Origin of the sequence: Bradyrhizobium cenepequi (genome assembly GCF_020329485.1) — a bacterium.
GTDB classification, from domain to species: Bacteria; Pseudomonadota; Alphaproteobacteria; order Rhizobiales; family Xanthobacteraceae; genus Bradyrhizobium; species Bradyrhizobium cenepequi.
On the sequence record NZ_JAGKJI010000082.1, the window covers coordinates 1 to 18,895 of the forward strand.

Genomic DNA, 18,895 nt, shown 5'->3' on the forward strand with positions numbered 1-18,895 from the left:
TTCATGTCCGTAGTTCCGGCCGAGAACATAGTTGTTACGGTTCTGGGGCGAGCTGGTAAAAAAGACGAACGTGACATGCAGCTGCATGCCCATCCCTGGGAACCTTCGTAGGTTCAAAAACCGTCTGCGTCCCGTTTGCTCGATGTAGCGCAGATGCGCGGATCGTTCTCAGGCGGGGTGCCATTGTATTTGGATACGGAGCACCAAATGGATTCCACGCTGGACGACAGGCTAGCGGAACGGCAGATCGCGGAGCAGCTTTCGAACCTGGCGCGCGAAGCGGGAGTCAGTCCTTCGGTCCCGCCGACCAGCATGAAGACGTCTCGTGCCCCGCTGGCAACGACTCATCAATTGGCGAATTGGCGCCACGTGGCTTTCGTCTGCTCTCTGTTGGCAGCATCCATTGGTGTTGCTGCTTGGTGGTGGTCGTCCTCCGCTCATACGGCGATGATAGCCCCCTCGGACCCAGCACCTCTGGCGCAGGCCCGGCTGGAAGCAGTCGCGCCGAAAAACGCGGCGCCGTCTGTTGTCGCCCTGTCTTCCGTCTTGGCGCAGCAGCTCCAGCCGATGACGCGCGATCTCGCTGCCTTGAGGCAAGCGGTCGAACAGCTCCAGGTGAGGCAAGAAGAATTGGTCCGCGACAATGAAAATGTCGCGAGCCAACTCAAGGCGAGCCAGCAAGAAATGGCACGTAACAACAGTATCATCGACGAGATCAAGGCGACCCAGATCCAGATGGTGCGCGAAAGCCAGACGCTCACCGAGCGCCTCAACGCAAGCCAGGAACAACTCGCCCGCGTCATCGCCAACGCTTCAGCGCCAAAGGTGATGCCTGAAGAGCCAAAGGTGAGCCCCGAGGAGCCAAAGGTTATGCCCGAAATACCACTGCCGCGTCCCCGGCAGTCGGCCAATGTCGCCCGGGCGCCAAAGCCAAAGCCGGTGCCAACCCCGGCCCAGCCGCAAGCCAAAAAACCGCAACCCTCGTTGGTATGGCCATGGTCAGTGCGCTAATGCCGTGACCGACTTTCGAGCGCGGCTGGTTCTGGATGCACGAGAGCGGCACCTACGTGAAGATCACGCCGGAAGGCGCCGAGCTGTTCGCGTAGCAGCTCGATTCGGTTCGTGATCTCTTGCTCGAAATTGGTCACCAGAACAAGGAACATGGCTGCGGCTGGGCAAACCGGTCACCATTGCGCCCCAGAACCGCAGTTCCTTTAGCGACTGATACTCATCCCGCATGGGACCTCGGCTGACCCTGCTGACGAGCTACATCGCGTTCAGCTCGAGCATTGCCAAAAGCCCCAAAAAAAGAATCGAGGCCAGCGGGCCCACCGCCCTGAACGCGGGCGCATAGGAACGAAGCAGTCGCTCAAGCGTACTTCAGCTTTAGCTCCTGATGCGCAAAGACTCCGCAAGTGGGGGAGGACTATCGTCAACAGGCCATCAGGACCGGAAGATTTTTTGGGAGACCATCCATGGCCGAGGATCCGCTCACGGTAGACCTAGGCAATATTCCGGAAACGCTTTGCATGGGGAAAATCAATCTGGCGTCGGGGCCAGGGCCGCTTATGACGCTCACCTTTACAAACGTTCGCCCAAAGGCAGGTCCGCTATTCGATTCGGATCGGATTAAGCATGAAAGCGTCGTGCGTGCTCGCATTGTTATGACGTTGGACAATTTGATTGCATTGCGAGATCTATTGAACAGTTCGATACGGCAAACGCCAGCTCCTTGCGCCAGCAGCGGGACCGCCAAGGTCCATTGATGTGTTGTCTGCAGGCCGGATTTCGGAACACCAAAGATGCGGGCGAGTTTAAATACGGCCGTAATCCAGGCGGAGGCCCGAGACAAAGAAGGGCCGAACCATGACAACGTTCCGAACCGACCAAGTTGACAACAACAGGGTGAACATCAAGCGCGCCCCGAACACGTTGGCCGGGTCGATCGCCCGGGTCGGCGATCACTGGCACGTCGAGATCATGTGGGGCGGCCCTGGCGGCGCCATCACCTACGAGGCACCATCACTGCCCCGCGCGTTGGCGTTCATGGATGGCGTCGACGCGGCATTCGACCGGGTGATCATGCTCGGTGAGCACTAAAGCCGTAGGCCGACAAAGCATATGGCACCAGATTAGCCGGCTCATAGCTCGTTCGTCGTCTTCTTTGCGCGGCTACATCGCTACCCGTCTCCAGCGGACCACCGGATTTGCCCCCCGGTAAGCTCAGCCGTGCGTATGGTCGGCCGTACGCATCCGGCGTAGGCCGCAGCTTGGTTGGATTATTCGGACTGCCAGTGCTTGAGCCATTCCGGATTTTCTTTGTACATCCGGATGAGTTCGATCAGGTTTTCGATACCGAAGTCGGTGAACGCCTGGACGCCATCTTCTCCGACGCTATAGACCCAGATGACGCCGTCCTCGATCTCCATTTCGCTCGCAACGTCTGACAGCCAGTCCTCATCTTCGCCGAGGTCCTCGGCAACACGGGTGATGGTGGTAACGTGGTGGACCTTGTTGACGTGCATGGTCATGCCTGTGTGTACCGAAAACCTTATCCGAGTTGATGATGTGATGGAATCGCCTAAGCTGGCGAGATGATCGGGCTGCTCTGTTTCGTGCTGGCCGTCCTAGCCTCGCCATTCAAGTCGAAGGTGCGGCTTGAGGCTGAGAAGGCAGTGCTTCGACATCAATTGATGGTCTTGCGCAGGCTGCGTGGTCGCGTCCGGCTCACGAACCATGATCGCTGGTTCTTCATCCAGCTGTATCGCTGGTTTCCATCAATCTTGTCGGTCCTTACCATCATCCAGCCCGAGACGCTGGTGCGTTGGCACAGGGCCGGTTTTCGCTGCTACTGGCGTTGGAAGTCGCGATCTCCAGGAGGCCGACCGCAGATCGACACCGAGTTGCGCTTATTGATCCGACAGATGAGCATGGAGAATCCGCTGTGGGGTGCGCCGCGCATTCACGGCGAACTGCTTAAGCTCGGGTTTGAGGTCGCGCAGTCGAGCGTCGCCAAGTATATGGTCAAACGGCGGGGGGCCGCCCGGCCAGGGATGGCGGACCTTCTTGCGCAACCACGCGCCGGAGATTGCCGCCATGGACTTCTTCGTCGTCCCGACGATCGGTTTCGACCTGCTCTACGCCTTCGTCATCCTCCGGCTAGATCGCAGAGAGCTCGTCTGGATCAACGTCACAACAAATCCGACCGCCGAATGGGTTGCGCGTCAAATCACGCAGGCATTTCCCTGGAATGAGGCTTCGCATTACATGATGCGCGATCGTGACCGCATCTACGGTGTTGTCGTCACACGTCGATTGCGCGCCATGGTGTGTGTACCGAAAACCTCGTCCGAGTTGATGACGCTACGGAATCACCTAAGCTGGCGGAATGATCGGGCTTCTGTATTTCGTCCTGGCCGTCTTGGTCTCGCCATTCAAGTCAAAGATGAGGCTTGAGGCTGAGAACGCGGCGCTTCGACATCAGTTGATCATCTTGCGGCACAGGCTGCCCGGCCGGATCCAATTCGCGAACAGTGATCGCTGGTTCTTTGTCCGGCTGTATCGTTGGTTCCCGTCTATCCTTCAGGTTCTTACCATCATCCGGCCCGAGACGCTCGTGCGGTGGCATCGGGCCGGGTTTCGCCGCTACTGGCGTTGGAAATCGCGCTCACTCGGAGGGCGGCCGCCAATCGCGGTGGGGCTGCGCGCGTTGATCCGGCAGATGAGCGTCGAGAACCCACTTTGGGGCGCGCCGCGCCTCCACAGCGAACTTCTCAAACTCGGGTTTGAGGTCGCTCAATCAAGCGTTGCCAAATACATGGTCAGGCGGCGAGCACCGTCCCATCAGGGATGGCGGATCTTCTTGCGTAATCACGCACCGGACATTGCCGCCATGGATTTGTTCGTTGTTCCGACCGTAGGCTTCGATCTGCTCTATGCTTTCGTCATCGTCCGACTGGACCGCAGAAACCTGGTCTGGGTCAACGTCGCAAGGAATCCGACGGCCGAATGGGTTGCCCGCCAAGTCACCGAGGCATTTCCTTGGGACGAGGCGCCGGGCTACATCATCCGAGACCGGGCTTGCATCTATGGCACCATCGTCACACGCCGATTGCGGGCCATGGGCATTCGGGACAAGCCGACCGCACCAGCCTCGCCATGGCAGAATGGTTTTGCCGAACGGTTGATCGGATCGATTCGCCGCGAGTGCTTGGACCACATCATCGTTTTTGGTGAGACGCATCTACGCCAAATTTTGCGATCTTACGCACGCTATTACAATGACATCAGAACACATCGGTCGTTGGACAAAGATGCGCCGGTCACTCGCCCGGTTCACCGGACCGGAAGCATCAAATCGTTCCCCATACTCGGCGGACTACATCACCATTATGCGCGGGTTTAGGTTTGCGGTACCCACAGTCGCCAAGCCAGGGATGGCGGACCTTCCTGCGCAATCACGCGCCGGACATTGCCGCCATGGACCTGTGCGTTGTTCCGACCATCGGTTTCGACCTGCTCTATGCCTTCGTGATCGTCCGGCTGGACCGCAGAAAGCTTGTCTCGATCAACGTCACAAGAAATCCGACCGCGGAATGGGTTGCACGTCAGATCACCGAGGCCTTTCCTTGGGATGAAGCCCCAAAATACCTCATTCGTGATCGTGAGCGTATCTATGGCACCATCGTTAGGCGGCGATTGCGCGCCATAGGCATCCGGGACAAGCCTACTGCACCAGCCTCGCCGTGGCAGAATGGTTTTGCCGAACGGTTGATCGGATCGATCCGCCGCGAGTGTTTGGACCACATCATTGTCCTGGGCGAGGTGCATCTGCGTCAGATTCTGCAATCGTACGGACGCTACTACAACGAGATCGGAACGCACCGTCGTTGGACAAGGACGCGCCGGTTGCCCCCCGGTTCAGCGGACCGGAAGCATCAGATTGTTCCCCATCCTCGGCGGTCTTCACCACCACTACGCTCGAGCTTAAAGTTTTCGGTACACACAGCCGCGTTCTCAGCTTCAAGCCGCAACTTCGACTTGAATGGCCAAGCCAGAACGAAACAGAGTAACCCGATCATACTTCCAGCTTAGGCGATTCCGCCACCTCATCAACTCGAAGGTTTTCGGTACACACAGCGTCAAATTTGACGATTATGTCGTATCATATGCAACCTTTCGAGCAGTTCGTTATTCCAGGCTGGGCCACTATTTTCAGTTTGGTGGCCCAAAACAGACGGTCGGAGGTTTTGCATGCGCTTTCTTGCGACAATTGGTGCACTAGCGATCGTGCTCGGCATTGGCTGTGCCGTCTTCTTCTTTGGTGGGTTCTATAGCGTCGCCGCGACGGCTGAAGACCCCGCCGCCGTAACGTGGGCGCTAACCCGGGTGCGGACTGCATCCATCGATCGTCATGCCGACGACAGCCCGCCTGCCTCGTTTGGGGATGCTGCGATGGTGCAGGCTGGCGCCCAAGCCTATGCCAGCTACGGTTGCTCGCATTGCCACGGCGCACCGGGCGTCAAATGGCTGAAGCTCTCGGAAGGACTGCATCCGGACCCGCCGAATCTGAAGGAGGTCGCAGGCGATCTTTCGCCCGCGCAACTGTTCTGGGTGATCAAGAACGGCATCAACATGACGGGCATGCCAAGCTTCGAGCAAGCGGGCGCTCGGGACGACGAAATCTGGTCGATAGCGGCCTTCGTCAAGAAGCTGCCGAGCGTCTCCGACGCCGACTACAAGACCTGGACTGCATCGGTCGAACCGAAGCAGGCGCAGTAGCCCCAGCGGAAATTGAACGCTACATTCTTCTGTTCCAGCGGCAGCCGCTCAGTCCGCGACGGCATAGATATCCCCTGAATTGGCAGCTTGCGGCAGCTCAATCAGCCAACGCGCGATGTCGCGCGCGCTCATCCACACCCCGACCAACGTCTGGCTTTCCCCAAGGACCGCGTTGAAACGCGCGTAGCCCATCGCTGAGCAGCGCTCGACGCAGGCTAGTGCCACATCACGCTGAATGGTGGTGAACTCAAATGAAAGCGAGCGCACTGCGCGTGACAGCCCATGCAACGCCTCGGCCTCAAAACCTTCCACGTCAAGCTTGATGAATGCCGGAATGCCGTGTTTGGCGATCAACCGATCCAGCGTTGTGACCTCGACATCGACAGTCTTGCTCCAGCGCTGGGTTTCCCAACCGGGCGCGCCCCGCGCGGCGTCAACAAACGTCGGAGAGACCGACGACACGGTCGGGTTGTCGATATTGATCAGCATGCGCGCCCTGCCCGGCTCGCGCCCTACCGCAACCGCTTCGATCGCCACGGATTTGCTGCGGCCATAGAGCAGCCTGAGAGTCCTGACCATCGCACGCTGCGGCTCCACCGCGACAACGCGCGCGTCGAGCCGGCGAAACGAGGCAACACGATCGCCGACATGTGCACCGACGTCGAACACCAGATCTCCGGGCCGGATGAAGTTGCCATAGAACCTGTCCATCGCCGCAGCCCGCTTCTTGTCTCCGTAGTAGATACGGAATGACCTGAGGGTGGCACGTCCGGCCCTGACGGCGCCGAGCATCGGTTACGCCGAGCTTGCCAGAGGCGGCTGGCTCTCCGACTTGATCGCAGGCAACGCCAACTCCAGAAGATCCTCCGGCGTTGCCGTCTCCTCAGGCAGCCGGCCGACGCCTATGCGGGCTGCAAGGCTGCCGAGTGCAGGCCAGGCTGTCACCATCGCAAAGGGAACTGCCACGGCCGGGCCGCCAGCAAGCAAAAGAACGTATGGAAGTGCCCATGGCGTGCGTGCCAGCACAAGGCTGAGCGCGACCCATCCGACGAGCGTCTGTGGCCACAGCCCCTGCAGCGCCAGCTTCAAAGGCACCGCATGATCGTCGCGCACCTGCCCCATCCAGCTGATCTCGCGGTTAAACAACAGGCCAAGGAGAAAAATCGTGTGACTGATCCAGAGGATCGGACACAGGACCATCGAGTAGATGGCTTCGAGGACGAAATTAACGGTGAACTGGCTCGCGCCGCCGAATGCACGGCGCTCCTTCGGCGCGAGCAGGACGTCGAAGGCCCCCGCGATCTTCGGTGCAAACCACATCACGAGCACCCACGCCAAGAGCGCAATTCCGGCATCCGGGCGCATGATCATGGCGACATCGTCACTCCGTACGAGCGCGACCACTGCGAGCGCGAGCAAACCGATCCATGCCGGAGAGCCTATGAACATCAGCATCGCAAGCACCAGCTGATAGCGGCTGACCGATCTGAGGTTCGGTAGCGCGAGAAGCCGCCAGTACTGCATGTTGCCCCGACACCAGCGCAGGTCGCGGCGCATGAACTCCAGCAGTGTCGGCGGATTTTCCTCCCACCCTAGATCTTCCCCTGGCACCACGCGCACGTGGTAGCCGGCAGCCCGCATCAGCGCCGCCTCGACCTGGTCGTGACTGAGGATATGCCGCTCCGCCTCGCCTCCCTCCGATAACAGCGGAATCTGACAGTGCTTGATGAACGGTTCGAGCCGCAGGACGGCGTTGTGCCCCCAATAAGGGCCACAATCGGACTGCCACCACGCACTCCCAATCGTATAGGAGCGCATGCCGAGCCTCATGCCGAACTGGAAGATGCGAGCGAACAGGCTGGTCGATGGCAGCCCGACGATGAGGCCTTGCAGGATACCAAGTCTGGGATCCACCTGCATGATGCGAACGAGTCGGATGATCGCATCCGCGGGCATGAAGCTGTCGGCATCGAGCGTGACCGCAAGCTCATGGCGGCTTCCCCAGCGCTCGCAGAACTCGCGGATATTGCCGGCCTTGAAGCCGGTGTTCACCCTTCTCCGTCTGTAGCTGATGGCGATCCGATCGTGCCAACGTGCGATCAATTCGGAAAAATGCGCCTCTTCCCTGGCCGCAAGATCGGCATCGTTGGTGTCGCTGAGAAGGTAAAGATGGAAGCGCTCGCCATATCCTGAAGCATGGAGACCCTCAAGCATCGGTTCCAGGTTGCGGATGATGCGCGCTGGCAGTTCGTTGCGAACGCACAAAAGGACCGCAGTCGACGCCGTCACGAGATCATCGTCCCGGATCAGCCCGGCCGCGGGCAGCACCGCAGCCACGGGATCGGCGAAAAAGCGCATGATCACGAAGCCGATCACGGCGTTACAAAATCCCGCGACCATCCATGGCAAGGTGACGGCAAACAGGAATAGCGCCGTAAGGTCGAGGATTCCAAATCCGCCCGGCGTCAACGCCAGCGCGGCCAGCCACAGCGATCCTCCCATGATCGCCAAGAACAGGACGGCAAAAATCGCCCGCCGCGCGAGGGCGCTGTTCTCGTCGGCATCAGCTTGTATCATTACGTGGCGGGCTACTTGCAGCAGGTTACGACTTCTCATTCGCCGGCGGGCGGTGCAGATTACTCCTTATAACACGTCAAGTCGGCGGAAATTCCAAGTTCGAGATCGAAGAAAATGGCTGTTGGTGCATGCGCCGAAATTGCTTCGGCCCTTTGGTATTGCCGACCCGGCGAGGTCGAGATTCGCCAGGAAGCCATGGCTGCGCCTGGTGCCGGCGAAGTACGCGTGAAAACGCTCTATAGCGCGATCAGCCGCGGAACTGAATCGCTGGTGTTTGGCGGACGTGTACCCGTGGGCGAGTTCGAGCGGATGCGCGCGCCGTTCATGGCGGGCGATTTTCCCTTTCCCGCCAAATACGGCTACGCCGCCGTTGGACGTGTCGAGAGCGACGACTACGTCTTGCGCGGCAAAAATGTCTTTGCGCTGTATCCGCACCAGACGGCTTTCAACATCCCTGTAGGCGCAGTCCTGGCGCTTCCTGAAGAGGTGCCACCACACCGCGCGGTGCTGGCGGCTAATATGGAAACCGCGCTTAACGGTGTATGGGACGCCGCACCGGGACCAGCCGATCGCATCGTCATCATAGGGGCCGGCGTGGTCGGTTCCCTCGTCGCCTATCTGTGCGGGCGGATTCCCGGGACGGACGTTACGCTTATCGATATCAATCCGACCCGCGCGGAATTAGCTGGAAAGCTCGGGGTTAGTTTCACGGGACCCGGAGACGCAATAGGAGATTGTGACCTCGTCGTTCACGCCAGCGGTTCACCTGATGGACTGCGCACCGCGCTCGAATTGGCCGGTGACGAAGCGACTGTGCTCGAAATGAGCTGGTACGGTGACGCAGCAGTGACCGCCACGCTGGGAGGCCCCTTCCACAGCCGCCGGCTTCGGCTGGTATCGAGCCAGGTCGGACAGATCGCTCCATCGCACCGCCCACGTTGGACACACGGCCGCCGTCTCGCCGCCGCCATTGCGCTGCTCTGTGATCCACGGCTCGATGCATTACTGGCACCGGCGGTTGCGTTTCACGATTTGCCGCAACGGCTGCCGGGAATTCTCGACCCCGGAAGCGGGATACTCTGTCAACCCATCATCTACTCGTAAGGAGCCGCCTTGTTCACCGTCGAAGTTCGCGACCACATCATGATCGCTCATTCCTTCCACGGCGCGGTTTTCGGGCCCGCGCAGGCACTGCATGGGGCGACCTTCGTGGTCGATGCGGCCTTCATCGCAGAAGCGCTCGACAACAACGGAATCGTCATCGACATCGGCCGCGCTCACGATGCGTTGAAGGCGGTGCTGACGCCGCTCAACTACCGCAATCTCGACGACGTGCCCGAATTCAAGGGTAGCAACACCACCACGGAATTCCTGTCCAAATATATTTTCGACGGCCTGGCAAAGCCCGCCCGCGCCGGTGAACTCGGCCGTCCCGGGCGGGAGCTCAAGGCCCTGCGCATCACACTCTCCGAGTCGCACGTTGCGCGCGCGCAATACGAGGCGCCCTTGTGGTGAAGCACGTCGTCTTCGCCGTGCCAGGCAGTCTTGATACGCCAACCGGCGGCTACGCCTACGACCGGCGAATCATAGCCGAACTGCGTCAATTGGGGTGGGACGTCGAGTGTCTGGATCTTGGCAAGGGATTTCCTTCGCCCAATGAGACGACCCGGACTGCGGCGCGGTCGCTCCTGCTAGAGGTGCCAATCGGCCGACCGATCGTGCTGGACGGCCTGGCTCTGGGAGTCATACCGGATATCGCGGCGGAGCTTGCGGGTCGGAATCCGCTGGTCGCGCTCGTGCATCATCCCCTGGCTTTGGAATGGGGATTATCTGCCGATCGGGCCAATGTGCTGCGTGGCAGCGAACAAGCCGCACTTGCTGCGGTGCACGAAGTCGTGGTGACTAGCCCTGCGACCGCAAGGCTGGTCGCCGTTGATTATGGCGTAGCAGTCGAGCACATCACGGTGGCAAGGCCCGGTAGCGATCCGGTGCCGCAGTCATTAAGAAGTCAAAGCGAAGTACCGCATTTGCTGTCTGTCGGCGCCGTCGTGCCTCGCAAAGGATTCGACGTACTCATTGCCGCCCTTGCGAGGCTCGCCGACCTTCCGTGGCGGCTAACGATCGCAGGCGACCTGACGCGCGATCCAAACGAGGCAGCAAGACTTCAGGCAAGCATATCTCAACACGGGCTTACCGGCCGGATCGAAGCGCTTGGCGTCGTGTCAGCCAAACGGCTCGCCGTGCTCTATAGCGAAGCCGATCTGTTCGTCCTCGCCTCACGCTTTGAGGGGTACGGAATGGCCTATGCCGAAGCATTGTCGCACGGCCTTCCGGTGATTGGGACAAACGCGGGAGCGATCCCAGACACCGTTCCGCAAGAGGCCGGCGTGCTGGTAACCGCCGGCGACGTGACCGCGCTGGCAGAAGCCCTGCGTAACGTCATCTCCGATGTGGATTTGCGCCGCCGTCTGTCGGATGCGGCATTGGTGGCGGCGCGGATGCTGCCCACCTGGCGGCAATCCGGCGCGATCTTCGCCGGCGCCCTTGGAAAGCTCGCATGAGCGGCTTCTCTGCAGAATGGTTGGCTCTGCGGGAACGCTATGACTTGTGCGCTCGCGATCCGATCGTGCTCGATGCGGTAGCCGCCAGGTTCCAGTCGCAGGACGCAATAAGCGTCGTCGATCTCGCCTGCGGCGCAGGCTCCACCGTCCGCGCGCTCAGTTCACGCCTGCCGGCGCGACAGCGCTGGGATCTCGTGGACAACGACCGCCGCCTGTTGACGCTGGCATGCAGCGGAAAATTTAGCGGCGATGTCAGGCTGAATGCCATTCCGCTCGACCTCAGCGGCCATTTCGAAGCGACGCTCGACGGCACGAAGAACCTGATCACCATCTCGGCGGTGCTCGATCTCGTCTCCGAAAACTGGCTGGATCGCTTTACCCAGCATGTCGCGGCGCGCGCGTTGCCCCTCTATGCGGCGCTGACCTATGATGGCCGCATCGACCTGCATCCGGCCGATCCGCTCGATGCGGCGATCACATCATCGGTGAATGCCCATCAACGCACCGACAAGGGCTTTGGGCCGGCGCTGGGTCCATCGGCTTCCGCTGCCGCTATCGCCCGGTTTGAGGCGCGCGGATATCGGGTAGCGCACGGCAAATCCGATTGGGTGATTGGAGCGGCCGATCAGGATATCCAGGTCGAATTGCTGGCCGGATGGGCCGCTGCGGCGAGTGAAGTCGAGGCACTACCATGCCGCGATATCGGCAATTGGCTGGTCAGACGGAAAGACGCAGTCAGGGAACGCGTTTCAACGATGCGCGTGGGTCACGTCGACTTCTTTGCCACGCCGAGCATCACGCGCTGACCGGACAGATCACAATCGAACAGCACATCGTCCTCGATCCTGTGCACGCGTACCGGCATGCGATGGGCCTGGTCTGCGCGCTCCAGCGGCGGCAACTCGATGCCGGGACCTCCGACGCCCAACATGATCGGTGCGACCGTTACATGCAGGCGATCGAGACATCGAGCCGCGATAAAGCGCGAGACGGTGTCAGCGCCGCCCTCGATCAAGATCCGGCGCATCCCTGCCCGCTTCAGCGACGCGGCGATCGCAGAAGGCGCAATGTTTCCGTCCGTCGCCGGCAGCGCGATGATCTCGACGCCGGGCGGTGGCGTGACCCGCGACCCTTCTGCCGTGATCAACAGACGACGGACGCCGTCGTCGGCGAACAATCTCGCATTCGCTCCGAGGCGTCCTCTCGGATCGATGACGGCGCGCGCCGGATGGGGGCCGGCGACCTGTCTGACCGTCAATTGCGGGTTATCGGCCAGCGCCGTTCCAACGCCGACCACGACAATATCGACCAGCGCGCGCAGCCGGTGCAGATGCTCAATGCCGGCCGGACAGTTGATGTATTTCGAGTGGCCCGTCGCTGTCGCGATCCGACCGTCGAGCGACTGGCCGACCTGCCCCACAATCACGAGATCGTCGACCGTACCGTTGTGCAAGGGGCCGAATAAATCCGCCCAGGTTTGCGGGAGCGGTTGCTGACCCCCACGAAAACGCTCAACAAAGCGCTCCCAAGTGTCGGGAGAAGCAAATTTGCGGGTCGGAAAATTGCTAAGCTGCACGGCAGAAATCAAAATTCGAGGTTTCGCTAATGTTCTGAGTCACAAGTTCGCATCATTGGATTCGCGTCAGAGTCGCATCGCTGTGCCATGTCTTTGCAGGCAACAGCGATGGAGCATTCGATGGCGCGGCAACTGGCACCCCTGATCCTAACCGACGAGGAGCGGGCTGAACTGAAGGCGTTGGCTCGCCGCCGCAAGACAGCCCAAGCCCTGGCATTGAGGGCGCGGATCGTCCTGGCCTGTGCGGAAGGCTGCCAGAACAAGGAGGTGGCGGCGAAGCTCGGTGTGGTCGAGATGACGGTCGGCAAGTGGCGTCGGCGTTTTGTACAGGACCGCATGGAGGGCCTGCGCGACGAGCCAAGGCCCGGAGCTCCCCGGACGATCGGTGATGCGCGCATCGAAGCCACCATCGTAAAGACCTTGGAAAGCCTTCCAAAAGATGCGACCCACTGGAGCTCGCGCGGCATGGCGAAGGAAAGCGGGCTGTCGGTCTCAAGCGTGCAGCGCATCTGGCGGGCCTTCGGTTTGCAGCCTCATCGGATGGAGACGTTCAAGCTCTCGACCGACCCGGATTTCGTGGCCAAGGTGCGCGATGTGGTCGGTCTCTACGTCTCCCCGCCCCAGCATGCCGTCGTCCTGTGTGTGGACGAGAAGTCCCAAATCCAGGCGCTCGACCGCAGCCAGCCCATGTTGCCCATGCGCCCCGGTCAGCCCGCACGGCGCAGCCACGACTACACGCGCCACGGCACGACCTCGCTCTTCGCTGCGCTCGACATTGCGACGGGCAAGGTCATCGGCAAATGTTATCCCCGTCACCGTGCTGCAGAGTTCCGCAAGTTCCTCGACGCGATCGAGGCCGCCGTTCCGCGCGGTCTCGACGTCCATCTCGTCATGGACAACTACGCCACGCACAAAGCCCCGCTGATCCGCAACTGGCTCGCCAAACGGCCACGCTGGCATGTCCATCTCACGCCCACCAGCCCGTCTTGGCTCAATCAGGTCGAGCGCTTCTTCGCACTCATCACCGACAAGAAAATCCGGCGCGGCATCTATCGCAGCGTTCAGGCTCTGCGCGCTGACATCATGGACTTCATCAGTCATCACAATACCGATCCCAAGCCCTTCAAATGGACCAAGTCTGCCGACGACATCCTCGCTTCCATCGAACGCTTCTGCCGATACAATGCCCAAGCCCAGGCATCGTAATGTCGCGAACTTCTGGTTCGGGACACTAGTTATCAATGCTACTATCGGCCACTAGATCCTAAAAATCCATCTGATTTCTAGTGGAATGATTGAGGACTTTCGGTGTTCCACGAACGCGCCCAGTAAAAGAAGGTCCCGCGAATGAGCGCCGCGCCAAGACCAGCAAATTCGGCCCTGTTTGGTAGCAAGGAACACCTCAGTGTCGGCCGCGCCCTGAGCGAACTGCAAGCGCATAGGCCTATTCGCGTTATCGTCCCGCGTGAGGTTTTGTTCGTTTTGCCCCTTGAGGGCATTGACGACCAACGGCTGCACGAGTTTGCGATGCTGTGCAGTCCGAACGCACCGAAACTGATCATCACGCAGCAGCGAGCGCGCACGATCGGTATCGAGGCGTCAACGCCCATGGCGCTGCCGCTTTCCGCAGAGACCGGCGCCGGCGCTATCTTCGGTCTCGCTGCTGGGGCTGAGAAGGATCATTTTGCCGCAAAGGCTGAGGCCGCCGGTCGTGCTGCCGCGGCTGCGATCCGACTCCGTAAGCTGAACCGCGGCCTGCCAGCGGTCCTTGCAGCGAAAGTGGCGAACGTCGGTAGCGACTTGATGCATTCGATGGTCGCCGTCGAGGCGGATGCGGTCGAGCGCTTTGCTGCCAGCGCAACGAACGTGCTGGCGGTTGCGAGCGAAGCCTCAATTCCACTGGCGTCGGGAACGTCAGCGCATTTTGTCGTGTTTCGAGATGCTCTCGGTGTGGATCAGGTCGCCATCATCGTCGGTAAGCCCAATTTTGCTGAGCCGGTGCCGGTCCGGCTTCATTCGGCATGTTTGACCGGAGACGTGTTCGGCTCTCGGCGATGCGACTATGGCGACCAGCTTCAACTCGCGCTCACGCGCCTCGAAAGCCTCGGCGGTGGCATCATTCTGTACCTGGCCCAAGAGGGCCGCGGTATTGGCCTTGCGAACAAGATGCGGGCCTATCGATTGCAGGACGCGGGTCTTGATACGCGCGATGCGAATACCTCGCTGGGCTTCGAAGACGATGAGCGCGACTATGGCATTGCGGCGCTCATGTTGCGAACACTCAACTGCACGCGGATCGTCCTGCTAACCAACAATCCGGCCAAGCTTGACGGGCTGACAAAGGCTGGCATCGAGATCACCGCCCGCGCCCCGCTCGAGGCGTCGGTCAATGTCCACAACAGGCGCTACCTGACGACGAAGGCAGTACGCTCCGGACACAAATTCGTTACTCTGAAGGCTTCGGCCGGCGAAAAGTCCTGAGCCAGCAATGCCTCCATTTGCGTTGAGCTGCATCGTGCCTCGTGCGGACAATCGCTGACATGTCGGGTCGGGCGCAGCGCCTGGATGACAGTTTATTCCGGCTTCTGATCATTGCGGCCGGCCTGTGCTGGTCCGTCGCATTCGTTGTGGTCGCGCTTTGCTACCAGCTTGAGCTCTATGGCGACGGCGCCATGTTTTCCTACGCGGTTGCGGTCCAAGACGTTTGGGCCTTCCACTGGCATAACATTTCCGGCCGAACGTCCGTCTTCCTGTTGACCCTGTTGCCTGCCCAGGCGCTGGTCGGAATTACGGGCAATCCCTGGGTTGGCGTCATCGCTTACGGGCTGCTTTTCTATATTGCTCCGTTGCTGGGACTGGCCGTGACCTACGTGGCCGACCGGTCGCCCGGCCGTCTCATCTTTGTCTACGCGTGCGGCTCGACAGCCCTGCTCTGCCCGCTGATCTTCGGCTTTCCCACCGAAATGTGGCTCGCCCACGCGATATTCTGGCCCACGCTGGTACTGAGCCACTATGCCAAACCAAACACCACCGGTGCCATCCTGGTGTTTACCGCGCAGCTCCTGCTTGGCTTCACGCATGAAGGGGCTCTGGTGTTGCTGCTGGCCATCCTGGCAACACTGGCGCCGCGTGGCTTGCGGAGCGCGCCGTTCGTACGCGCAGCGGTCAGTTTGATGATCATTTTGATCCTGGCCGCGGCGTCGAAGGTCCTACTCCCGCCCGACAACTACTATGCAGACGCGTTCTTGCGGGCCGCGCTACACTTCTTCGATCTCGAAATCTTCAAAGTGGAGGTCGTGCTGGTAGTGCTGACGGCAGTCATCGCTTATGCCGGAATCTTGGTACTGATCTCCATATGGCTTCCCGGATGGGCGTGCATCTACGCTCTGGGAATCTTGCTCGGATTGCTTTGCATCTATTGGCTCCGTTTCGACCATTCCGTCCATGCGAGCAGCCGCTACTATCTGCGGACTGCGCTGGTCATCGCCACTCCCTTGCTCGGCGCGATGGCAACCTTGTCCGCCCTGACCCAGGAAGGACTCGTCCTCAATGGATTGGCGAGGCTGCAGCGCGCCCTTATCTCGCCCCGTGACGGGACACTGTGCGCGCTAGCCTCGATCTTTGTTGCGGTGACCTTAATTCATGCGATCGAGACCAGGAAATTCGTTGCGGCGTGGACCGACTACCGCACCGCGATTGCGTCGCTCGCGACAGGCAACGAGTCGGACCCAGCACTCGGAAATCCGCGTTTCGTTTCGTCCGAGCGGATTGCGCCAGCTCTCGCGCCCCTGTCGTGGTTCTCGACCATTCCGTATCTATCGATCATCCTCTCGAATTTCTCGCCGAACCGGCTGGTCATCGATCCCTCAGGAAACTATTTTTGGCTATCCTGCTCAACGGCTGCCAAGAGTAGGGATGCCGAGCTCGCCGTTCCCGTGCAGACCCGGGAATTGGTTCGCATCTACTCATGCCTTCACCGGTGACTGACGTGAAGCTGATCATCTTTGACTTCGACGGCACGTTGGTGGACAGCCGCTCCCTGATCCTGGAGAGCCATCGAACCGTGTTTTCAGAGTTTCGATTGCCTCTGCCGTCACCGGCCAACAGTCTGGCGCTGGTCGGGAAATCGCTCGATGTTATCCTCAGGCAACTTGCCGGCCCGATGGCACCAATCCGCGAAATGGTCAGGGCCTATGATCTCTTGCTTCCGCAGTTGCGAGCCGATCCCGCCTTTGCCGAGAAACCGGTCGACGGCATAGCCGAGCTTCTGTTTGAACTGAGCTCCGCCCCGGGTATCACCCTGGGCATCGCTACCGGTCACAGGTCCGACACCGTCGCTCCCGCGTTGGAAGCGCTGCAATGGAGCGGCTACTTTCAGACGATCCAGGCCGCCGACATGGCGCCCTCCAAGCCGCATCCAGCGATGCTGCTTCAGGCACTCGCTGCGACGGGCGTGACGCCGGATAACGCGATCTTCGTCGGCGATACCACGTTTGACATGGAAATGGCCAAAGCGGCGCGATTGCGATCAATAGGCGTCGGCTGGGGATATCATCAAGCGGACAGCCTGACAGCGGCGGGTGCACATCGCGTTGCCCGGGCCGTGGATGAACTCAGAAACTGCATTCGATTTATCCTGGACGAGTAAGCTGACTGTGGTTCTTCCGCGAAGGACGATCAAATCCTGGAGAGCGGTACGGCCAGTACGAAACAGAGTAGCCCGATCATTCCTCCAGCTTCTCGGACTTCCTCCTTAGGGCGAAGCATATGGCATCTTCCTCCGCCAAGCCTTATCGGAGCGCACGTGGACGTTCGCATCTACTTTTCCAGCGGAAGATTCAACAGAACCCATAGACGCGAAATGCGCCCGTCGACGATTTCGCCGATATCGGTGCCGGTCACCGTAATGGGCTTGTCCTCCGTTCCGGCATGCCAGGAGAGATGTCCAAGCCCGTGGTGACCGACAGCCGATCCGTCGGTATGGAAGGTGAAGGTCGGGCCGAACTGCTCTAGCAAGGATGCAGCGATTCTCGATATCTCCGTGCGACCTCGAACGATGTTCGTTGGTTCGTACATGATCGGTTCGTCGACTACAACTCGGCGATGGCCGCGTCCCTCTTGGCATCGTCGCGCTCGTTGAAGACACGCTCCAGGTTCGATCGAAGCACATGGTCGTAGTCCGGTTCGATGCTAGACATGGACGGTCCTTTTCGTGATGCTTGTTAACGGTCGCCAGATACGCGCCGGCGGCCGCGAATAATCTGATAAAGTCAAAGGTCGCGCGTTCAAAAAGGTGCAGACTGAACGTTTGGACGTATCGAGGAGAGACGCCCGCAAGCTATCGACCTCCAGGGCGTGCCGTGCCTCAACCGAACTTCACGAGGTTCAGCGAGGGAAGCGGGCCTCCGGGGAACTGGACGAGGCTTCCTCCAACGGCCAGAGGACCAAGGTCGGTGCCGAAGAAGCCCAGCCGTGCGATCAGCGCTCCGACCTGCGCCTTCGCAGCGGCATCGTCGCCGGAGTAGAACAGCACCCGCTTGCTACCTTTGCGGCTCGGATCGCCCGACAGAAGATGCGGCTGGAGATGATTGAAGGTGTGTGTACCGAAAACCCTAAATCCGACCATAGTGGTGATGAAGTCCGCCCAGGACGGCGCGTGAACTGATGACGCCGGTTTGCTGGACCGAGCGAGAGACCGGCGCATCCTTGTTCAGGGATCGATGAGTTCTGACGCCGTTGTAGTAATGAGCGCAAGATTTTAAAATCCGGCGGAGATGCACCTCACCCAAAACGATGACGTGATCCAAACACTCATGCCGGATCGATCCGATCAGCCGTTCGGCAAAGCCGTTCTGCCAAGGTGAAGCCGGTGAAGTAGGCTTGTCCCGGATGCCCATGGCGCGCAATCGGCGCGTGACAACGCTGCGATAAATCCGGTCGTGATCGCGGATGAGATAGTCCGGGGCCTCATCCCAAGGAAAGGTTGCTGTTATTTGACGTGCAACCCATTCTACCGTCGGATGTGTTGTGACGTTGATCCAGACCAGGTCTCTGCGGTCGAGCCGAACGACGACGAAGGCATAGAGCAGGTCGAAACCGATGGTAGGAACAACGAACAGGTCCATGGCGGCAATGTCCGGCGCGTGCTTACGCATGAAGGTCCGCCATCCCTGGCTGGGCGGCCCCCGCCGTTTGACCATTACTTGGCGACGCTCGACTGCGCGACTTCAAACCCAAGCTTGAGCAGTTCGCCGTGGATGCGCGGCGCGCCCCACAGCGGATTTTCGACGCTGATCCGCCGGATCAACGCGCGCAGCTCGGTTTCGATCGGCGGTCGCCCTCCCAAAGATCGTGACTTCCAGCGCCAATAGCAGCGAAAGCCGGAGCGGTGCCAGTGGAT

23 protein-coding genes and 1 pseudogene are annotated in these 18,895 nt (G+C 60.3%); 15 read left to right on the forward strand and 9 right to left on the reverse strand.

All coding sequences use genetic code 11. The features are described 5' to 3' along the window. Positions 1–153 precede the first annotated feature (153 nt). From J6497_RS38355 to J6497_RS38365, 3 genes are all read left to right on the forward strand, one after another. A complete protein-coding gene (locus J6497_RS38355; RefSeq protein WP_225709360.1) occupies positions 154–1,011 on the forward strand; it encodes a coiled-coil domain-containing protein in 858 nt (285 codons plus the stop codon). A gap of 464 nt (positions 1,012–1,475) precedes the next feature. Continuing rightward, positions 1,476–1,766, forward strand: a complete 291-nt coding sequence (locus J6497_RS38360; RefSeq protein WP_225709361.1) for a hypothetical protein — start codon at positions 1,476–1,478, stop codon at positions 1,764–1,766. A gap of 100 nt (positions 1,767–1,866) precedes the next feature. After that, positions 1,867–2,100 carry a hypothetical protein gene (locus J6497_RS38365; RefSeq protein WP_225709362.1) on the forward strand — a complete coding sequence of 78 codons (234 nt, stop codon included), beginning with the start codon at positions 1,867–1,869 and terminating at the stop codon, positions 2,098–2,100. Positions 2,101–2,279: 179 nt separating this feature from the next. Here J6497_RS38365 and J6497_RS38370 read toward each other — a convergent pair whose 3' ends face one another. Together J6497_RS38370 and J6497_RS38375 are read right to left on the reverse strand one after the other, a co-directional pair. After that, positions 2,280–2,531, reverse strand: coding sequence for a hypothetical protein (locus tag J6497_RS38370; RefSeq protein WP_225709363.1), 252 nt, complete (start codon positions 2,529–2,531; stop codon positions 2,280–2,282). Positions 2,532–2,909: 378 nt separating this feature from the next. Continuing rightward, on the reverse strand, positions 2,910–3,098 hold the full coding sequence (locus J6497_RS38375; protein ID WP_225709364.1) for a hypothetical protein: 189 nt from the start codon (positions 3,096–3,098) through the stop codon (positions 2,910–2,912). Here J6497_RS38375 and J6497_RS38380 point away from each other — a divergent pair. From J6497_RS38380 to J6497_RS38395, 4 genes are all read left to right on the forward strand, one after another. Beyond that, the gene (locus J6497_RS38380; protein ID WP_225709365.1) at positions 3,097–3,456 is read left to right on the forward strand and encodes a hypothetical protein; all 360 of its coding nucleotides are present in this window, start codon (positions 3,097–3,099) and stop codon (positions 3,454–3,456) included. The two genes, J6497_RS38375 and J6497_RS38380, sit on opposite strands and share 2 nt — an antisense overlap. Continuing rightward, on the forward strand, positions 3,389–4,405 hold the full coding sequence (locus J6497_RS38385) for an integrase core domain-containing protein (RefSeq protein ID WP_225709366.1): 1,017 nt from the start codon (positions 3,389–3,391) through the stop codon (positions 4,403–4,405). Before J6497_RS38380 ends, J6497_RS38385 begins: the two co-directional genes overlap by 68 nt. A gap of 74 nt (positions 4,406–4,479) precedes the next feature. Beyond that, the gene (locus J6497_RS38390; RefSeq protein WP_225709367.1) at positions 4,480–5,094 is read left to right on the forward strand and encodes an integrase core domain-containing protein; all 615 of its coding nucleotides are present in this window, start codon (positions 4,480–4,482) and stop codon (positions 5,092–5,094) included. A gap of 159 nt (positions 5,095–5,253) precedes the next feature. Next, the gene (locus tag J6497_RS38395) at positions 5,254–5,781 is read left to right on the forward strand and encodes a c-type cytochrome (RefSeq protein ID WP_225709368.1); all 528 of its coding nucleotides are present in this window, start codon (positions 5,254–5,256) and stop codon (positions 5,779–5,781) included. A 48-nt stretch (positions 5,782–5,829) separates the two neighbouring features. Here the strand turns inward: J6497_RS38395 and J6497_RS38400 are convergent, their stop codons facing one another. Together J6497_RS38400 and mdoH are read right to left on the reverse strand one after the other, a co-directional pair. Beyond that, complete coding sequence (locus J6497_RS38400; protein WP_225709369.1) at positions 5,830–6,573, reverse strand: FkbM family methyltransferase; 744 nt, start codon at positions 6,571–6,573, stop codon at positions 5,830–5,832. A gap of 3 nt (positions 6,574–6,576) precedes the next feature. Beyond that, positions 6,577–8,397 carry a glucans biosynthesis glucosyltransferase MdoH gene (gene mdoH / locus J6497_RS38405; protein ID WP_225709370.1) on the reverse strand — a complete coding sequence of 607 codons (1,821 nt, stop codon included), beginning with the start codon at positions 8,395–8,397 and terminating at the stop codon, positions 6,577–6,579. Positions 8,398–8,472: 75 nt separating this feature from the next. On the opposite strand from mdoH, the gene J6497_RS38410 reads away from it, so the two are divergent. The 4 genes from J6497_RS38410 to J6497_RS38425 are packed head-to-tail and all read left to right on the forward strand — an operon-like array spanning position 8,473 to position 11,725. After that, positions 8,473–9,462, forward strand: coding sequence for a zinc-dependent alcohol dehydrogenase (locus tag J6497_RS38410; protein ID WP_225709371.1), 990 nt, complete (start codon positions 8,473–8,475; stop codon positions 9,460–9,462). A 9-nt stretch (positions 9,463–9,471) separates the two neighbouring features. Then, complete coding sequence (locus J6497_RS38415) at positions 9,472–9,873, forward strand: 6-pyruvoyl trahydropterin synthase family protein (RefSeq protein WP_225709372.1); 402 nt, start codon at positions 9,472–9,474, stop codon at positions 9,871–9,873. After that, positions 9,870–10,919 carry a glycosyltransferase family 4 protein gene (locus tag J6497_RS41100; RefSeq protein ID WP_225709373.1) on the forward strand — a complete coding sequence of 350 codons (1,050 nt, stop codon included), beginning with the start codon at positions 9,870–9,872 and terminating at the stop codon, positions 10,917–10,919. The genes J6497_RS38415 and J6497_RS41100 overlap by 4 nt, the downstream gene beginning before the upstream one ends. Then, positions 10,916–11,725, forward strand: coding sequence for an SAM-dependent methyltransferase (locus J6497_RS38425; protein ID WP_225709374.1), 810 nt, complete (start codon positions 10,916–10,918; stop codon positions 11,723–11,725). Before J6497_RS41100 ends, J6497_RS38425 begins: the two co-directional genes overlap by 4 nt. On the opposite strand, the gene J6497_RS38430 is transcribed toward J6497_RS38425, so the two are convergent. After that, the gene (locus J6497_RS38430) at positions 11,686–12,372 is read right to left on the reverse strand and encodes a RibD family protein (RefSeq protein ID WP_225709375.1); all 687 of its coding nucleotides are present in this window, start codon (positions 12,370–12,372) and stop codon (positions 11,686–11,688) included. The genes J6497_RS38425 and J6497_RS38430 overlap by 40 nt on opposite strands. A gap of 243 nt (positions 12,373–12,615) precedes the next feature. On the opposite strand from J6497_RS38430, the gene J6497_RS38435 reads away from it, so the two are divergent. The 4 genes from J6497_RS38435 (at position 12,616) to J6497_RS38450 (ending at position 17,143) form a co-directional block, all read left to right on the forward strand. After that, complete coding sequence (locus tag J6497_RS38435; RefSeq protein ID WP_376708340.1) at positions 12,616–13,701, forward strand: IS630 family transposase; 1,086 nt, start codon at positions 12,616–12,618, stop codon at positions 13,699–13,701. 141 nt (positions 13,702–13,842) lie between these two features. Further along, positions 13,843–14,976, forward strand: a complete 1,134-nt coding sequence (locus J6497_RS38440) for a GTP cyclohydrolase II (RefSeq protein WP_225709377.1) — start codon at positions 13,843–13,845, stop codon at positions 14,974–14,976. 59 nt (positions 14,977–15,035) lie between these two features. Next, positions 15,036–16,478 (forward strand): hypothetical protein, encoded by a 1,443-nt coding sequence (locus tag J6497_RS38445; RefSeq protein ID WP_225709378.1) that lies wholly within the window; start codon positions 15,036–15,038, stop codon positions 16,476–16,478. Between the two features lie 5 nt (positions 16,479–16,483). Further along, positions 16,484–17,143: an HAD family hydrolase gene (locus tag J6497_RS38450; RefSeq protein ID WP_225709379.1), complete on the forward strand. Its 660-nt coding sequence runs from the start codon at positions 16,484–16,486 to the stop codon at positions 17,141–17,143. A gap of 170 nt (positions 17,144–17,313) precedes the next feature. Here the strand turns inward: J6497_RS38450 and J6497_RS38455 are convergent, their stop codons facing one another. The 4 genes and pseudogenes from J6497_RS38455 to J6497_RS38470 form a co-directional block, all read right to left on the reverse strand. Then, entirely contained in the window at positions 17,314–17,571 is a 258-nt protein-coding gene (locus J6497_RS38455; RefSeq protein WP_225709380.1) for a nuclear transport factor 2 family protein, read from the reverse strand. Positions 17,572–17,860: 289 nt separating this feature from the next. Next, positions 17,861–18,091 (reverse strand): annotated as a pseudogene (locus J6497_RS38460) (NADP oxidoreductase); the annotation flags it as partial. Positions 18,092–18,107: 16 nt separating this feature from the next. Continuing rightward, positions 18,108–18,650, reverse strand: a complete 543-nt coding sequence (locus J6497_RS38465; protein ID WP_225709381.1) for an integrase core domain-containing protein — start codon at positions 18,648–18,650, stop codon at positions 18,108–18,110. Positions 18,651–18,694: 44 nt separating this feature from the next. Further along, positions 18,695–18,895 (reverse strand): hypothetical protein (locus J6497_RS38470; protein WP_225709382.1); only part of this gene is annotated, 201 nt, incomplete at its 5' end.

Bases quoted from the DNA above. Each gene is read 5' to 3' on its own strand.
- J6497_RS38355 (WP_225709360.1), top strand. From the start codon at position 154: ATGCGCGGATCGTTCTCAGGCGGGGTGCCATTGTATTTGGATACGGAG.
- J6497_RS38360 (WP_225709361.1), top strand. From the start codon at position 1,476: ATGGCCGAGGATCCGCTCACGGTAGACCTAGGCAATATTCCGGAAACG.
- J6497_RS38365 (WP_225709362.1), top strand. From the start codon at position 1,867: ATGACAACGTTCCGAACCGACCAAGTTGACAACAACAGGGTGAACATC.
- J6497_RS38370 (WP_225709363.1), bottom strand. From the start codon at position 2,531: ATGACCATGCACGTCAACAAGGTCCACCACGTTACCACCATCACCCGT.
- J6497_RS38380 (WP_225709365.1), top strand. From the start codon at position 3,097: ATGGACTTCTTCGTCGTCCCGACGATCGGTTTCGACCTGCTCTACGCC.
- J6497_RS38375 (WP_225709364.1), bottom strand. From the start codon at position 3,098: ATGGCGGCAATCTCCGGCGCGTGGTTGCGCAAGAAGGTCCGCCATCCC.
- J6497_RS38385 (WP_225709366.1), top strand. From the start codon at position 3,389: ATGATCGGGCTTCTGTATTTCGTCCTGGCCGTCTTGGTCTCGCCATTC.
- J6497_RS38390 (WP_225709367.1), top strand. From the start codon at position 4,480: ATGGACCTGTGCGTTGTTCCGACCATCGGTTTCGACCTGCTCTATGCC.
- J6497_RS38395 (WP_225709368.1), top strand. From the start codon at position 5,254: ATGCGCTTTCTTGCGACAATTGGTGCACTAGCGATCGTGCTCGGCATT.
- J6497_RS38400 (WP_225709369.1), bottom strand. From the start codon at position 6,573: ATGCTCGGCGCCGTCAGGGCCGGACGTGCCACCCTCAGGTCATTCCGT.
- mdoH (WP_225709370.1), bottom strand. From the start codon at position 8,397: ATGAGAAGTCGTAACCTGCTGCAAGTAGCCCGCCACGTAATGATACAA.
- J6497_RS38410 (WP_225709371.1), top strand. From the start codon at position 8,473: ATGGCTGTTGGTGCATGCGCCGAAATTGCTTCGGCCCTTTGGTATTGC.
- J6497_RS38425 (WP_225709374.1), top strand. From the start codon at position 10,916: ATGAGCGGCTTCTCTGCAGAATGGTTGGCTCTGCGGGAACGCTATGAC.
- J6497_RS38435 (WP_376708340.1), top strand. From the start codon at position 12,616: ATGGCGCGGCAACTGGCACCCCTGATCCTAACCGACGAGGAGCGGGCT.
- J6497_RS38440 (WP_225709377.1), top strand. From the start codon at position 13,843: ATGAGCGCCGCGCCAAGACCAGCAAATTCGGCCCTGTTTGGTAGCAAG.
- J6497_RS38445 (WP_225709378.1), top strand. From the start codon at position 15,036: ATGTCGGGTCGGGCGCAGCGCCTGGATGACAGTTTATTCCGGCTTCTG.
- J6497_RS38455 (WP_225709380.1), bottom strand. From the start codon at position 17,571: ATGTACGAACCAACGAACATCGTTCGAGGTCGCACGGAGATATCGAGA.
- J6497_RS38465 (WP_225709381.1), bottom strand. From the start codon at position 18,650: ATGCGTAAGCACGCGCCGGACATTGCCGCCATGGACCTGTTCGTTGTT.